Origin of the sequence: Vibrio sp. MEBiC08052 (assembly GCF_001506075.1) — a bacterium.
In the GTDB taxonomy this organism is placed as follows: Bacteria; Pseudomonadota; Gammaproteobacteria; order Enterobacterales; family Vibrionaceae; genus Vibrio.
The window spans coordinates 2,999,786-3,014,851 of sequence record NZ_KQ947475.1 but is presented as its reverse complement, the minus strand read 5'-3'; the positions used below and the strand labels follow the sequence as shown (position 1 = coordinate 3,014,851).

Annotated in this window: 11 protein-coding genes; 3 read left to right on the top strand and 8 right to left on the bottom strand. The window is 44.5% G+C overall.

Annotated elements, in window-relative coordinates; all coding sequences use genetic code 11:
- Positions 1–341 precede the first annotated feature (341 nt).
- Positions 342–698, bottom strand: coding sequence for a hypothetical protein (locus VRK_RS21445; protein ID WP_231735774.1), 357 nt, complete (start codon positions 696–698; stop codon positions 342–344).
- Positions 699–1,473: 775 nt separating this feature from the next.
- Here VRK_RS21445 and VRK_RS13150 point away from each other — a divergent pair.
- Entirely contained in the window at positions 1,474–1,716 is a 243-nt protein-coding gene (locus VRK_RS13150; RefSeq protein ID WP_059121790.1) for a hypothetical protein, read from the top strand.
- Positions 1,717–1,805: 89 nt separating this feature from the next.
- A complete protein-coding gene (locus tag VRK_RS13145; RefSeq protein WP_059121789.1) occupies positions 1,806–4,118 on the top strand; it encodes an FdhF/YdeP family oxidoreductase in 2,313 nt (770 codons plus the stop codon).
- A 110-nt stretch (positions 4,119–4,228) separates the two neighbouring features.
- Here VRK_RS13145 and VRK_RS13140 read toward each other — a convergent pair whose 3' ends face one another.
- The 7 genes from VRK_RS13140 to VRK_RS13105 form a co-directional block, all read right to left on the bottom strand.
- Positions 4,229–6,115 carry an FAD-dependent oxidoreductase gene (locus VRK_RS13140; protein WP_059121788.1) on the bottom strand — a complete coding sequence of 629 codons (1,887 nt, stop codon included), beginning with the start codon at positions 6,113–6,115 and terminating at the stop codon, positions 4,229–4,231.
- Positions 6,116–6,554: 439 nt separating this feature from the next.
- A complete protein-coding gene (locus VRK_RS13135) occupies positions 6,555–7,085 on the bottom strand; it encodes a DUF3750 domain-containing protein (RefSeq protein WP_059121787.1) in 531 nt (176 codons plus the stop codon).
- A 304-nt stretch (positions 7,086–7,389) separates the two neighbouring features.
- Positions 7,390–8,958: an alkyl hydroperoxide reductase subunit F gene (ahpF, locus tag VRK_RS13125; protein ID WP_059121785.1), complete on the bottom strand. Its 1,569-nt coding sequence runs from the start codon at positions 8,956–8,958 to the stop codon at positions 7,390–7,392.
- 139 nt (positions 8,959–9,097) lie between these two features.
- Positions 9,098–9,655 carry an alkyl hydroperoxide reductase subunit C gene (gene ahpC, locus VRK_RS13120; RefSeq protein ID WP_059121784.1) on the bottom strand — a complete coding sequence of 186 codons (558 nt, stop codon included), beginning with the start codon at positions 9,653–9,655 and terminating at the stop codon, positions 9,098–9,100.
- Between the two features lie 420 nt (positions 9,656–10,075).
- Positions 10,076–11,077 (bottom strand): glycoside hydrolase family 53 protein, encoded by a 1,002-nt coding sequence (locus VRK_RS13115; RefSeq protein ID WP_059121783.1) that lies wholly within the window; start codon positions 11,075–11,077, stop codon positions 10,076–10,078.
- Positions 11,078–11,325: 248 nt separating this feature from the next.
- Complete coding sequence (locus tag VRK_RS13110; protein WP_059121782.1) at positions 11,326–12,333, bottom strand: LacI family DNA-binding transcriptional regulator; 1,008 nt, start codon at positions 12,331–12,333, stop codon at positions 11,326–11,328.
- A gap of 78 nt (positions 12,334–12,411) precedes the next feature.
- On the bottom strand, positions 12,412–13,515 hold the full coding sequence (locus VRK_RS13105; protein WP_059121781.1) for an ABC transporter ATP-binding protein: 1,104 nt from the start codon (positions 13,513–13,515) through the stop codon (positions 12,412–12,414).
- A gap of 218 nt (positions 13,516–13,733) precedes the next feature.
- Between VRK_RS13105 and VRK_RS13100 the strand changes: the two genes are divergently transcribed.
- A complete protein-coding gene (locus tag VRK_RS13100) occupies positions 13,734–14,969 on the top strand; it encodes an extracellular solute-binding protein (protein WP_059121780.1) in 1,236 nt (411 codons plus the stop codon).
- Positions 14,970–15,066 lie beyond the last annotated feature (97 nt).

Here is a 15,066-nt window from a genome sequence, read left to right as displayed (position 1 = left end):
ACAGAATCATTGTTTGGAAGGGAGACAGTTTGTAAGTGATCTTGATAAAACATCCATGGCCTAATTATATTTATTTATGGACAATGTTCGCGAGACTTCTCGCCAGATGTACGGAATAAAATGGCGATAGTCGTCTGACTTATCAACTAAATATTATTAGTAAGCGACAAAAATGCGGAGAATGTCATGCACTTGCGGTCGGTTATTACATATGTTCTGAAATAGTCATATGCATCTATGATAGGCGAAAGTGTTCTATAGACCGTTTTGAGTCATTGCTGATTTAGTCGGGGACTGACAAAGCATTGAGAATAGATCTTCGTTATAAAACCATGGTTTCATCAACTGGGTTTTGTTTCATTATTCGAGTCGGAGTTTGTAACGTAAAGCCTGAAATATACGATAGACATAAATATAATTGTGCATGGAGAAAGTAGATCATTTAAGAGCGTTGTCAGTATTTTCAGTGTCGGGGAAAGTGTTCCGATATAACCGAATCCGTATCCAAGCAACACTTGAATTCCACTCATCAAGGCGGTAACAATCATCAACTTTCCGACAATATCTTTGGTATCCTGCCAACTTTCATTTAAAGCAGAAATCGGAGACCTATTATTTAAGACAGTTTCAAAGTCTGCAAATGCATATCGGGCAGCAATGTATATCCCGGGAATGATTAGAGCGATAAAGCCTAACATTATTGCTATACCGTAAATGAGATATACAACGAATAACCTGAACCAAGTTTTCCACGAAACTGATCGTTCGGTTTGCTTCCCTGAGGCTATAAAAGCCATGAATTTGATAAATCGTGCCATAAGATAAGTTTGTAAGAAACTAAACAGAGCAAGATATAAAAAGTAGACCCAGATATCATTGGATGAACTGAATGATGCCTTAAGCCAAGGACCAAGGAAGGTGGTTATCAGTACAAATGGCCCGAAAATTTTAAAGATTGGCCCAAAATATGAACTCAAAAAATACAGGCATTCAGATATAAGTTTTTTCATCATTCATTTCGTAAAATTTAAACGACTAATATATCAAAAAATCACTCAGTTGTGGGGTAGAACCATAAAATTATGTAGATTGACCAATAATTTCATGGCCATACGAATTATCAATTGAACACAACCAAATACCGACAATGTTTGCGTCACGCATGTAAGTTAAAATGACACGAATATAAGGTTCGGTCATCCGAATTTTACACCCGCCAATAAAATAATATGCATATATATGTATATTATTTATGAATTAAAAACAACCATACATTCCAATGTTAAGCAAAATGTTTCATTAATGAAAAATATGATTTTAATTTTGGCTTTATCAGTAACCTTGCTGTTAAATCACATAAAATATCAGTCAATATTCAATAAATAGCATTGAATATAGCAAAACGAGTATTCGGGTGACTGTGGTGATGAACCGCTGTTTATTGACCCTAGTCATTGCTAGGGAGTATTTTTGATGCATTCAAATCAGGTTTCTTTCTTTTCACATCAGTTCAGCTTCCTAACAAATACCCGCATCGTTTTCGGTGAAACTAAGATGACATCTGGCATTTTTAGTCATTTGGAAGCTTTTGAGCGGGGTATCATTTGGACGTTTTTTGTGCGTATTCGTTGGGCCGTTATAAGAAAATGTATATGCATGTTTCTATCTAGTTTAACTGCTGGTGTTAGGGGCTGGCGTGAGGAGAAAGATGCCTGATTGAGTGACCCGATACGAATACATTATTCGTATGATGGGCATTGCATTGGCGGATGTTTTCTGAACATCAAGAATAAGAAGAGAAGCAAATGAGTTATAAAAAATATTCAGGTTCTGCCGGTGGGTGGGGAGCTTTAAAGGCGACGACTCAGCATTTGTTTAAAAGTGAGAATGTAGCGAAAAATATATCCAACTTATTGCGTACAAATCAAAATCACGGTTTTGACTGTCCGGGGTGTGCCTGGGGAGAGAAAGGTGTTCCGGGACGTTTTCGTTTTTGTGAAAACGGCGCGAAAGCCGTGAACTGGGAAGCGACTTCTCGCCGGGTCGGGAGGGAATTTTTTGCGCAATATTCTGTAGACTGGTTGAATAAGCAGACGGATTATTTTCTCGAATATCAGGGGCGTCTCAATGAGCCGATGAGTTATAACCCGGAAACGGATCACTACGAGCCGATCCGTTGGGAAGATGCCTACGAGATGATTGCCAGTTACCTGAATTTGCTTGATGACCCCAATCAGGCTGAATTTTATACTTCTGGACGGGCCAGCAATGAGGCCGCTTTTGTTTATCAGTTATTTGTCCGTCGCTTCGGCACCAATAATTTCCCTGATTGTTCCAATATGTGTCATGAAGCAACCAGTTATGCGCTGGGAAAAAGTATTGGTATCGGCAAAGGCACGATCACCATCGATGACTTTGAACATGCGGATGCGATTTTCTTATTCGGACAAAACCCGGGCACCAACCATCCCCGGATGCTCGAAACATTGAGTGATGCCTATCGGCGCGGCGCCAAAGTTGTTGCTTTCAACAATCTGAAAGAGCGAGGGTTGGAGCGCTTTACCAATCCGCAACACTCATTTGAAATGATCAGTAACAGTTCGACACCGACAACCAGCCACTATTTCATGCCGAAACTGGGGGGCGATATGGCTGCCGTCCGCGGCATCGTTAAAGTGCTGCTGGGATATCATCAGGCAGCGGTACAACGGGGCGAGTCGGTGTTTGATTTAGCGTTTATAGAACAGCATACAGAGGGACTATCCGTATACCTCGAACAGGTTGAAGCAACCTCTTGGTCGGCTATTACTCAGCAATCAGGCCTGACTCAGGATGAAATCGTGCAGGTGGCCGATATTTATCTTCATGCGGAAAGACGGATTGTGACTTGGGCGATGGGTATTACACAGCACAAACACTCGGTTGCAATCATCGAAGAGCTTGTCAATTTACAATTGTTGTTCGGCCAAATTGGCAAACCGGGAGCGGGATTGTGTCCCATCCGTGGTCATTCGAATGTGCAGGGCGATCGAACGGTGGGTATCAATGACCACCCGTCACAAGCGTTGCTCAATAATATCGAAAAAGTATTCGGATTCCGTCCGCCGCAAGCGCACGGTCATAATGTCCATCATGCATTACAAGCAATGGCGCGTGGTGACAGTAAAGTCTTTATCGGTTTGGGAGGAAATCTGGTTGCGGCAGCACCGGATACGGCCCGGGTAGCAGAAGCGATGCGTCAATGTGAACTGACTGTCCATATTGCGACGAAGCTGAACCGGAGTCATGTCAATCCGGGTAAAGCGTCGTTGATTTTGCCATGTCTGGGGCGTACCGATATTGATATGCAGGCCAGTGGTGAACAGCGGGTCACGGTCGAGGATTCATTCTCAATGGTTCATGCTTCATCGGGACGGGTCGATATGAGTGAGGAGTCGATTCATTCTGAAGTGGCGATTGTGGTTGGTATCGCTAAAGCGACACTTGGGGCGGATAACCCGATCGACTGGCAATCTCTGGCGGATAACTATGATCGTATCCGTGATTTGATTGAGCAAACCATTCCCGGTTTTGAAAACTTCAATCAACGCCTCGATATACCGGGTGGGTTTTACTTGGGGAATAGTGCCAGAGAGCTGAACTGGAAAACTGCGTCGGGGAAAGCGGTGATGGCTGCAAATGAGCTACCGGAACATATATTATCGTTTGATCCGCAGAGTATGACGGATAAGCCGGTTTTTATGCTTCAGACGATGCGTTCACACGATCAGTACAATACCACGGTTTATGGGTATGATGATCGTTACCGGGGGATTCGGGGAGAGCGTCAGGTTATTTTCATGAATCCGAAAGACATTGAGTTACTGGGTTTAAAGCCGGAAGAGCGAGTTGATGTCGAAACGATCTGGACCGATGATGTCCAGCGGAAAATTTATCATTTTAAGGTCGTGCCTTATCAAATCCCTCAGGGGAATGTTGCCGCCTACTTCCCCGAAGCTAATGCGTTGATCCCTCTGGAAAGTAAAGGGGACTGGAGCGATACACCGACGTCAAAAGCTGTCGCTGTGGTGTTGATTCCGACGCAAAGTGAACCTTTATTCATCAATGATCGTCATTAAATGACCCCGAGCGATGTTCATTCATTAAAACCAAACAGGGGCAGATATATCTGCCCCTGTGCTATTTTGTTCACTGAAGTGCTATTGGTTCACCGAAGAACTTTTATAACTTAAGCACAATCTGAATGTGGCAGTACAGACTTATCGACATGATAATCCGTCGCATAGTGGCGGAGTTTACAGTCATTCCCATCCGGACAACCACAGCTTAAACAGCGACGGGCTTCGTTCATCGCAACCTGATCCGTGAAGCCTGTTTCGACTTCTTTAAAGTTATGCCGGCGTTCTGCTAATGTCAGTTCCGGCATTTTAGCTCTCAGGATGTGCTGCATTGCCTGTGTCAGTGCCTGATCAAGTTGTTCTTGTGTTTCACCATGAACGATTGAGCGGAGTTCGCCTTTGAGTTTTTCAAGATGTTCCGGCCGGATCAGATGACTTCTGGTGACATTTCTTTCCCGGAAGGATTCGGTATACAGTTTTTCCATATCGCCACCAAGAAAACTGTCAATGCCGTATGCCGCTTTACGGCCATCGGCAACAGCTTCGACAGCCGTTGCCGGACCCCGGCGAAAATCGCCGATGGCAAAAATATTGCGTGAGCCGGAGAACATATTGTCTTCATTCACATCAATGGTCTGATACCGGTTGAGCGGGAGCGTGATATTGTCATCAGCGAGGAAACTGACATCCGTTTGCTGTGAAATCGCTGAAATCACGGTATCAAAGGATTCCGTGATGAACTCACCCGTCGGTTGAGGGCGTCTGCGCCCGGAGGCGTCTGGTTCGCCTAAGGCCATCTTTTCTAGTTTGATCTGACAGACCCGGCTATTTTGATCAGCGATATTCTCGACGGGGTTGGTCAGAAAATAAAATTGGACCCCTTCATGTTCTGCTTCTTCGATTTCATAATCTTCTGCCGGCATCTCTTCTCGAGAGCGACGGTAAATGATCGTGGCCTGTGCCCCGAGACGTAGCGCGGTTCGGGCACAGTCAATGGCGGTATTGCCGCCACCGATAACCGCCACGTTCTGACCGACGGTGCATTGTTGATCAAGCATGTGATCTTTCAGGAAATCGACACCGAGATAGCAGCCGTCGAGATCACTGCCGGGGTATGCCATACCGCTGGCTTGCGATGCACCGATTGCCAGACAAACTGCATCATAACTGTCGCTCAGTGCCGAGAGCCGGAAATCCTTGCCGAGTCGCTGATTGGTCTTAATGGTCATGCCATGACGACACATCAATTCAATTTCCTGGTCAAGAATTGCTTTGGGCAGCCGGTATTCGGGAATGCCATAGCGAAGCCATCCACCCGCTTGGGGCATGGCCTCCAGTATGGTGACATCATAACCTTCATTGGTGAGGAAATAGCCACAACTGAGTCCTCCCGGTCCGGCCCCGACAATCGCCACTTTTTTATGTTTTTCTGCTTTTTTTTCCGGCAGATAAGACTGAAACGCAGCCAGATCATGATCGGCTGCATGGCGTTTTAACTGACGGATTGCCAGTGGTTCATCCAATTGTTTGCGCTGACATCCGGATTCACAGAAAGCAGGGCATACCCGACCAATCGACAGCGGCATTGGTAGCGTTTTCTTGATAACGGCAATCGCTTGCTGATAGTGCCCCTGTGCTATGAGTGCCAAATATTGCTGAATATCGACATGGGCAGGGCAGGCAGTTTGACAGGGTGGTTCACTACAGATGATATTCGGTTGAGAAAGGATGTCCTGAAGATGTTTTTTTCTGCGTTCCGAGAGGTGACTGGATGTTGTGGTGATCACCATACCTTCGACGGGCATTTCCTGACAAGCGGGGACGATACCTGTACCGCGAATGTCAACTTCACAAAGTTCACAATGTTGATGAATACCGCCGGCATTATCGGTATCACAGAGTGAAGGCAGGGGAATCCCACAGGTTCTTGCCGCACTAAGCAGTGTTTGATTCGGATCGACTGTGTAAGTTGATCCATCGATCATAATATTCACCATGATGACTCTCCATTGTTTCTGATAACCGATTTCTGATCATCAGAGCTTTTGATATCCAGCTCATAAACAGTGTGATCGTCCTGATGCACTTCTCATTACTTTCAATGATTCAGTATGACGGAATCAATCAAGGTATGCTTGTATTTTGGTTGTATTTTGAGATGAGTATCGGTGATGATTTTTAATTGAAATGAACGAAACCAAATCTATCAATTCACTGGATAATTCACCAACGTGATAATATCTATCTGAAATTATTCATGAAATAGACAATAATCACACTATTATTCTGTTTTTACGTATGCTATTTCATTTCAACAGTGTGCACAAGTGTGAATAGGACCGATGAGCATATGGATGCTCTGTCAACTGTGTTCATCAAGCGTCGAACACATCAACGAGAATACCGGGCAAAAATCTGCAGGTGACCGGAATCCGGCTAATTTGCGTAGCCGCTACCGATGGCTCGGAAAGGCATTTTCAATCCCAGTGCCGGTACCTGTAAGCCAACCCATGCCGGAAATGTATTACTGTTTGGCCCCGGGAAGAGGTTGTATTCATCTGCCCACGGATAATATTTAATAGCTGCCGTAATTTCAGGAATCAATTGACTCGCTTTCGCGCCTTGGAGTGACAACACTTTTTCTGGTTTGGAACCATACCAGTAGCGATCCGGGTGCTTGGTCTGATACTGAGTCAGAACCGGGCGTCCTTGCTTGAGTCGCCAGCCGATCACCTCGTAAACCGTATATTCAGGAGCATTTTTCGGTTTCAGGGCAATCCAGGTGTGCACGGCAAACCAGCCGCGCCAGCCGAATGCATCTGCGGCATATACTTCAATCACTGCATCTTTTTCTTGCTCCGGTTTTGGCGCGATGCCTGCGGGCTCTCGGCTTGCAGTACGCCAGTCTCCACCACTGCAACTGATAGCACCAATCATCACAAATACTATCAAGAGATATCTAAGCATGGTTGAACTTTCCTTATGCAGTATATGACTTATTTATACGCAACTATAGACAATTCAGGCACAAAAGGCATAACTGGCATATTTTTCGGTCTGTATTGGAATCATTGGAAGGACAGACAATTGAAGGGAAAAATTAAAGGGACAGACACTAGTGAGGGAGTTGAGGGGACAGACAACAGAAGGAGCTGTTTGAGGTAACCATGAAAAACGGGCACTGATTTTCAGCGCCCGTTTTGCGTTATGTTATGAGGAATAACGGTTGTGAGTGACTGTCGGTTATGAACGCGACACTCGCTGACGGATATCAGCCCTGATGACGAATCAGGTAATCGAATGCACCTAAACTAGCTTTCGCTCCTTCGCCCATGGCGATAATGATCTGTTTATAAGGGACAGTCGTCGCATCTCCGGCAGCAAATACACCCGACATACTGGTATCGCCCCGACTACCGATTTCGATTTCGCCTCTTGGTGAAAGTGTCACATCTGAATCTTTCAACCACTCGGTATTGGGAACTAAGCCAATCTGCACAAAAATGCCGGACAACAGTAGGGTATGAACCTCATCGGTATGGCGATCTTTATATTTAATACCGGTGACCCGTTTACCATCCCCGATGACTTCGGTCGTCTGTGCCATGGTGATGATATTAATATTCGGCAGAGAGTTTGCTTTATCAATCAGCACCTGGTCTGCACGCAGCACATCGGCAAATTCAAGGACCGTAACGTGTTCGACGATCCCGGCCAAATCAATGGCAGCTTCAATACCGGAGTTGCCGCCGCCGATAACCGCTGTTTTCTTGCCTTTAAACAGGGGGCCGTCACAGTGTGGGCAGTAAGCAACACCTCTATTACGGTATTCATGTTCTCCGGGGACATTCATTTCTCTCCAGCGTGCACCCGGGCTGAGAATGACACTTTTACTCTTGAGTGTTGCACCGCTTTCAAGATTGACGTGAATATAACCATCTTCGGTATAGGCAGCGCCCATCAGTCGGTCTGCTTGCTGATCGGTAATGACATCTACATCATATTCTTTCAGATGTTCACCCAGATCGGCTGCCAGTTTAGGCCCTTCGGTTCTTTTGACCGAGATGAAGTTTTCTATCGCCATCGTATCCATGACTTGACCACCGAGGCGTTTGGCAACGATTCCGGTCCGGATGCCTTTACGGGCTGCATAAACTGCTGCTGCACCACCGGCCGGTCCGCCACCAACGACCAAAACATCGTATGGATCTTTTTCATTCAGACTGGCGGCTGCTCTTTCGGCGGCACCATCATCAAGTTTGGTCAAAATTTCTGCCAGTGACATCCGACCTTGCCCGAATAATTCGCCATTTACGAACACACTTGGCACCGCCAGAATATCACGTTGTTTGACTTCATCTTGGAACAGGGCACCATCAATCATGGTGACTCGGATGTCCGGATTGATCGCTGCCATCATGTTGAAAGCCTGAACGACATCAGGGCAGTTCTGGCACGAGAGCGAAATAAAGATCTCCACATCCAGTTTTTTATGTAGGTTGGCAATCTGCGCGATGGTTTCGTCTTCGAGTTTCATCGGATGGCCGCCTGAGTGGAGCAGCGCTAAAACTAATGAGGTGAACTCGTGTCCCATCGGCACCCCGGCAAAACGCAATTGTGTGCCTTTTTCCGGATTGGTCACTGCCATAACCGGTTTACGCTCACTGGCTGCATTATCATGAACCACCGAGACATGGTCGCTTAATGTTGCGATTTCTTCAGCCAGAGAAAGAATTTCTTGAGATGCTTTACTTTCATCTAGACTGACCACTAAGCGGACATCTTCTTTTAAGTTTGTGAGATACTGTTTTAATTGTTGTTTGATCGCTTGGTCTAGCATGTTTGATTACACCTTGTCTTTAGATAAAAACGTCTTTAGATAAAGAGAGTGACCACTCTAGATAATTGGAAGATGGGGAGAGCAAGCCGGATGCGTTGGTCGTTTGGTACATCCAGCCCGCTCTCAAATCAGAAAATCCTTAGATTTTGCCGACAAGATCTAGTGAAGGTGCCAGTGTTTCTTCACCTTCTTTCCATTTTGCCGGGCAAACTTCACCTGGGTGAGCTGCAACATATTGAGCTGCTTTTACTTTTCTCATTAGATCTTCAGCATCACGGCCAATGCCTTCAGCAGTGATTTCCATTGCCTGAATGACACCTTCAGGATCGATAAGGAATGTTGCGCGGTCTGCAAGACCCTGACCTTCACGCATCACACCGAAGTTGTTAGTGATGTTACCGGTCTGGTCGCCAACCATGTAATATTGGATTTTGCCGATGGTGTCAGAGCTGTCGTGCCATGCTTTGTGAGTGAAGTGTGTGTCAGTTGAAACGGAGAATACTTCAACGCCACGCTCTTGAAGTTCAGCATAATGATCGGCAAGATCACCTAATTCCGTCGGGCAAACAAATGTAAAATCTGCTGGATAGAAGAAAAATACTGCCCATTTGCCTTCGACACTTTTTTCTGTGACTTCAACAAATTCACCGTTTTTATAAGCGGTTGCACTAAATGGTTTGATTTTTGTATTGATCATAATCTTTTACTTTCCTTTCAGTTGGTTAGCTTTGCAATATCTTGCCTTCGGAAAATATATTCGCACTACCGCGACACAAAATAAAATCACTTGTAGCTATTCATTCAATAGGAAGAATCTATTCTTGCGGGGACAGGGTTGTTTACGAAGATGCTTTGATTACGTGATTGATTACGGGGACAGACGTTCCTGTTTGTCTTTACAGGGACAGGCACTTTTGTGCACCGAATCAGGTGCATAATAGAAAAGGCCAGCTACCGGAGCTGGCCTAAAAACTGTCAACCTATCTTAGGCCGGGTCACTGCGCAGTCAGTATTTATTACTTTATAGAAACAATTATTAATTCAAACCCTGACTATGTTGGTTCTTTTGATGATGCCCTCTAATCATAGCGAGGCTTGGAAAATAATCCGCTGTGAGTTATTCAAGGAAAGCATCCAGAGCCTGAGTAGGACGGCGCGTATCTGGATTCCACGCACCCAAGGTATAGCCTTGCCAACTATATGCCTGTGGCTCCCAGTAGAAAATCCCAATCCCTTTATTTTGATTGACTTGCCGGACTTTGTGGATCATGTCTGCAACAATCGTTTTCGATTCAGGATCATCCCAAGGCACACCGATTTCCGTGATCATCACTTCAGTCCCGTAGCGCTTGACCATATCATTAAGATTATTGAGACAGCGGCGGTTTGCTTCTTGCCAACTCATGCCCGTTGCATTTTTAGGGTAAGACGATGCGCCAATCACATCCCACCAAGCACTATTAGCCTGTAAGCCATCCAGTATCCAGCGAAAATTGGCGTTGTCATGGCAATTCGCTAAGTGAACAATGACTTTTGCATTGGGGAAGACTTCTTTCGCAGCGTTGCGTCCGCTATTAAACAACCATGCATAATTACGCATGTTGCTTGATGCCATGCCGTCATTCCATAGCATGCCGTTATTGGTTTCATTTCCGACTTGAATCCATTTCGGCGTAATACCGGCCGCTTTTAGCGTATTGAGTGAGTCGTGGGTGTAAGACCAGACTTTCGCCATTAAATCATCAAAGCTGAGTTGTGCCCATGCAGCAGGTTTCCATTGATTGCCCGGATCTGCCCACGTATCGCTATAGTGGAAATCAATCATCACGTCCATATTGGCGGCCTTCGCCCATTTGGCTTTAGTGATCACGTCTTCAAGTGAATTGTAATACCCATCGCTGGGGTTAACCCAAACCCGTAAACGGATAGCGTTCATGCCATGGTCGCGTAATATTGAAAGAACATCTTGTCGATAGCCCCAATCGTTATAGAACTCGTAGCCACTATCTTCCATTTGCGTTATCCAACTAATATCTGCACCTTTAATCAAGGCATGAGAATAGCTCGATGTGGCAAGTGAGCCGAAGATAGCGAGTATTTTCAAGGTATTGTTCATCATTTCACCATTGTTATTTATTCACGTTATCGTCACATTTATGACGTCAGGAATAGAATAGCAACGAATCTTAATATTAATGTGATTTATAAATCTATCATGAGCTATTTTAATCAAATATTTATGGGGTTGTGATTGTGGGTAAATTATCTCAGTAAATTTACTGAGATAATTGTGAAGATGATCCTTGTAAAATTAACGGCATCCATTCGTTCTCTATCGTGTTATTTAAAATCGACACCAACTCGAATCTATTTAATTTTAAAACTGTCCCGCCATATAAATTCGTGACCGAATAAAACTGTTTTTTTATACTTTCTGCCTGCTATTTTTTCAATGAACATATCGATTGCTACTTCTCCCATTTCAAATGGAAACAGTCTCATGGTGGTCAGGCTTGGACTCATGTGTCGGGCTGACGAAATATCATTGGTTCCGATGACTTGTATGTCTCCCGGAATGGTTAACCCACACTCATAAATCGCGCGATAAACACCGACGGCGACCATATCTGTCGCAGCGTAAACCACATCGGGAAGTTCATCGAGTTGTAGCATTTCTTTCATCGCTTGGTATCCGGATTCGATGCAATATTCTTTACTGACTTTACATAATGCCTCGTGATACAAGCCGTTTTCTTTGGTCACTTTACGGAAAACATGCAAGCGTTCCTCATTGTTGCCGATAAAAGCAGGACGTTTGCAGCGGTTGTTTAATATATTCTGCATGACTTCATTGGATAACGCTAACCTGTCTATTAAGACGGCATCTGTTTTGCTACCCAAGGGGTTAGAATCAACAAAAATAATATTTTTGTTCGCTTGATACAAAGTATCGACAACCTGTTTGGAGAAATGTCCGACCGCAATGAGGGTCGGGGCATTTTCGATCAGCTTTAGATTGGTATCGACTTGATCTAAATGGAGTGTTTTTAAATCAATGCCTTTTTCTAAGCAACGATTTTGAATACCGGCACGAATAGATGTGAAATACGGATCGTCGATTTCTTGTGTGGGGGTTAAAAAGTTCAACATCACAACATTACGTGCGCCAACCGGCTCATTCGTTTTGGTGACTTCATGATGAACAAACTGTTTTTTACTCCGTTTAGGGGATTGATAACCCAGTGACTCTACGGCCTCTAAAATAGCCCGCTTTTTATCTTCACTGACAGATAAAGTCGGGTCTTCGTTAAGAAAGCGCGAAATAGTGGAAGTAGAAATGTTAGCTCTTTGTGCAATGTCTTTAAGTGTAGCCAAAAGATTACCCTATATTATTTTTATCGAACGATCCTATCATGCCAAAGCGTATTCTGAATGCACTTTGGCACGAAGGCGTTAATGCGTTGATTGTACAGAATCAAATTGAATGACGTTTCCATCGGGTTCAAAAATGTGTAAATGGGAAGGTGATGTAAATAACGAAATTGACTCACCCGGCTGTATTTGTGTATCCCCATGGTGAAGGTACTTGAAGTCATCCACACCGCCACATTGGCCAAAGATGTACGTCATGCCACCCAGTCTCTCGACTACTTCACACTGGAATGCCAGCGTGATGATATCCGGATTTGTCGTGAGATGTTCAGGCCTGATCCCTAATGTGAGCTCTTTACCGGTTTCAATTTGCGCTGTTTTTATCGGTAGGGTGATTGAACGGCCAACATTGAGACTCACGGTTAAGCTGCTTTCATCCCAGCTTTCAACGGTACAAGGAAGAAAGTTCATTTTAGGCGAGCCGATAAATCCGGCAACAAATCTGTTAATCGGGTGATGGTACAGATCCATTGGTGACCCCACTTGCTCAACTTTTCCATCACGAAGCACGACGATTTTATCAGCAAGTGTCATGGCTTCGACTTGATCGTGCGTGACGTAAACCATGGTTGACTTGAGCTCTTGGTGTAACTTTGCAATATGCAGACGCATGTCTACCCGTAGTTCTGCATCAAGGTTTGATAGCGGCTCATCAAACAAAAAGACTTGCGGATCTCTGACGATTGCCCGGCCGATGGCAACGCGCTGACGCTGCCCCCCTGAAAGTTGGGCGGGCTTACGATCGAGCAACTGTTCCAACTGCAATGCTTTGCTGACCAAGCGCACTTTTTTATCAAGCTGTTCTTTTGGCACTTTGTTGACTTTTAACGAGTACCCCATATTTTCAGCAACCGTCATATGCGGGTAGAGCGCATATGATTGGAATACCATTGCGACGCCTCGTTCTGATGGCGGCGTGTCGTTGACGACATTTCCTGCAATCGAGATAGCCCCGTCACTGATCTCTTCCAGACCGGCAATCATGCGCAACAGCGTCGATTTTCCACAGCCTGAAGGACCGACAAACACGACAAATTCACCTTCTTCTATCGACAAGTTTACGTTGTGAATGGTTTGGGTATCGTCAAAACGTTTTACGACATTGGATAATTGAATCGAAGACATTTTAAGTTCCTCATTAATGATAATAAATAAAAAGTGTGTGATCTAATTCGTCTTTTATTTAGTAAATTTTATTTTTAATTGCTTGTTTTATCACAATAACCACTTGCTAAAGTGACTTATATCACGCGAATGAATTGCTTGTATGGAAAAAATAACACAAGAGAGCATATTTGCACCATAAATTTTATTTTTTACCAAAAACGAAGGCGTGAAATTTTATGGATAATAATAAATTTAGTAAAAAAATAGCTGCGCTTGCAGTGACTGCTCTACTTTGTTCACCAATGGTGTTGGCGCAGCAATCCTTATTAGTCTGGGAAGATATTCAAAAGTCTTTTGGTAATGAAGACGCGGTTGCAGCATTTGAAAAACAGCACGATGTAAAAGTGAAAGTGCTTGAAATGCCATACGGCGGTCAGATTGAATCTCTGCGTATGGACGGCCCGGCGGGCACCGGTCCCGACGTGGTCTTAATTCCTCATGATCAGATTGGTGGGGCGGTTATCCAAGGTTTACTTGCTCCGGTTCAGGTCGATAAATCGGTTATCGACACATTTAGTCAATCTTCGATTGATGCATTGACTTACAACGGTGTCCTCTATGGCTTACCAAAATCGGTTGAAACCGTATTTATGGTTTACAACAAAGATCTTATTTCTGAACTTCCTGAAACGTTGGATGAAATATTTGAATTATCGAAGAAGTTTCGTGAGGAAAATAAATACGGTTTGCTGGCAAAATGGGATGAGCTTTATTACACCTATGGCATTTTAAATGGTATGGGTGGTGACGTTTTCGGTAAAAAAGCCGACGGCTCTTACGACCCTGATAAAATATTACTCAACACTCCCGGGGCGATAGAAGGCGCGAAATTTATTCAAAAGTTCTACACCTCTAAAGTATTTCCAACCGGTATTATTGGTAATAACGGCCTGAATGCGATTGATTCACTATTTACGTCGGGCAAAGCAGCGATTGTTCAAACCGGTCCTTGGGCGCTGCAGCCGTATAAAGAAGCGGGAATCAATTACGGTGTCGCACCTCTGCCAAAATTGCCATCCGGTAAGCAAATGGGTTCATTTATGGGGGTGAAGAGTTATAGCATTTCCACTTTCTCGAAAAACAAACCATTAGCGCAAGAGTTTATTACGTTCGTCAATAACTATGATAATGCCAAGCACCGCTTTGAGCTGACGGGTGAAGTACCGGCGGTGAAAAAACTGGTGAACGATCCGGTGATCAAAAATGATCCGGGTGCCAGTGCAGTTGCGATGCAATCCATGCACGCTACGTCTATGCCTTCCATTCCGGAAATGAATGAAGTATGGGGGCCGGCGAACAGCGCACTGCAATTGATTGCGACCAATAAACAAGATGCGAAAAGTGCACTCGACTCTGCGGTAGAAAGCATCCATATGCAAATCGAAGCGAACCACGCCATGATGGGCCAATAATTTAAAGATATTTTCTGGCAAAAGCAGTTGTTGACTCTAATACCTGTTTTTGATTTGAGCTGACAGATGCCAGAAATTTTCTCCAGATGTTTTTCGA

Excerpts from the sequence above, each read along its gene's own strand:
- VRK_RS21445 (WP_231735774.1), bottom strand. The coding sequence starts at position 698 with ATGTTAGGCTTTATCGCTCTAATCATTCCCGGGATATACATTGCTGCC.
- VRK_RS13150 (WP_059121790.1), top strand. The coding sequence starts at position 1,474 with ATGCATTCAAATCAGGTTTCTTTCTTTTCACATCAGTTCAGCTTCCTA.
- VRK_RS13145 (WP_059121789.1), top strand. The coding sequence starts at position 1,806 with ATGAGTTATAAAAAATATTCAGGTTCTGCCGGTGGGTGGGGAGCTTTA.
- VRK_RS13140 (WP_059121788.1), bottom strand. The coding sequence starts at position 6,115 with ATGGTGAATATTATGATCGATGGATCAACTTACACAGTCGATCCGAAT.
- VRK_RS13135 (WP_059121787.1), bottom strand. The coding sequence starts at position 7,085 with ATGCTTAGATATCTCTTGATAGTATTTGTGATGATTGGTGCTATCAGT.
- ahpF (WP_059121785.1), bottom strand. The coding sequence starts at position 8,958 with ATGCTAGACCAAGCGATCAAACAACAATTAAAACAGTATCTCACAAAC.
- ahpC (WP_059121784.1), bottom strand. The coding sequence starts at position 9,655 with ATGATCAATACAAAAATCAAACCATTTAGTGCAACCGCTTATAAAAAC.
- VRK_RS13115 (WP_059121783.1), bottom strand. The coding sequence starts at position 11,077 with ATGATGAACAATACCTTGAAAATACTCGCTATCTTCGGCTCACTTGCC.
- VRK_RS13105 (WP_059121781.1), bottom strand. The coding sequence starts at position 13,515 with ATGTCTTCGATTCAATTATCCAATGTCGTAAAACGTTTTGACGATACC.
- VRK_RS13100 (WP_059121780.1), top strand. The coding sequence starts at position 13,734 with ATGGATAATAATAAATTTAGTAAAAAAATAGCTGCGCTTGCAGTGACT.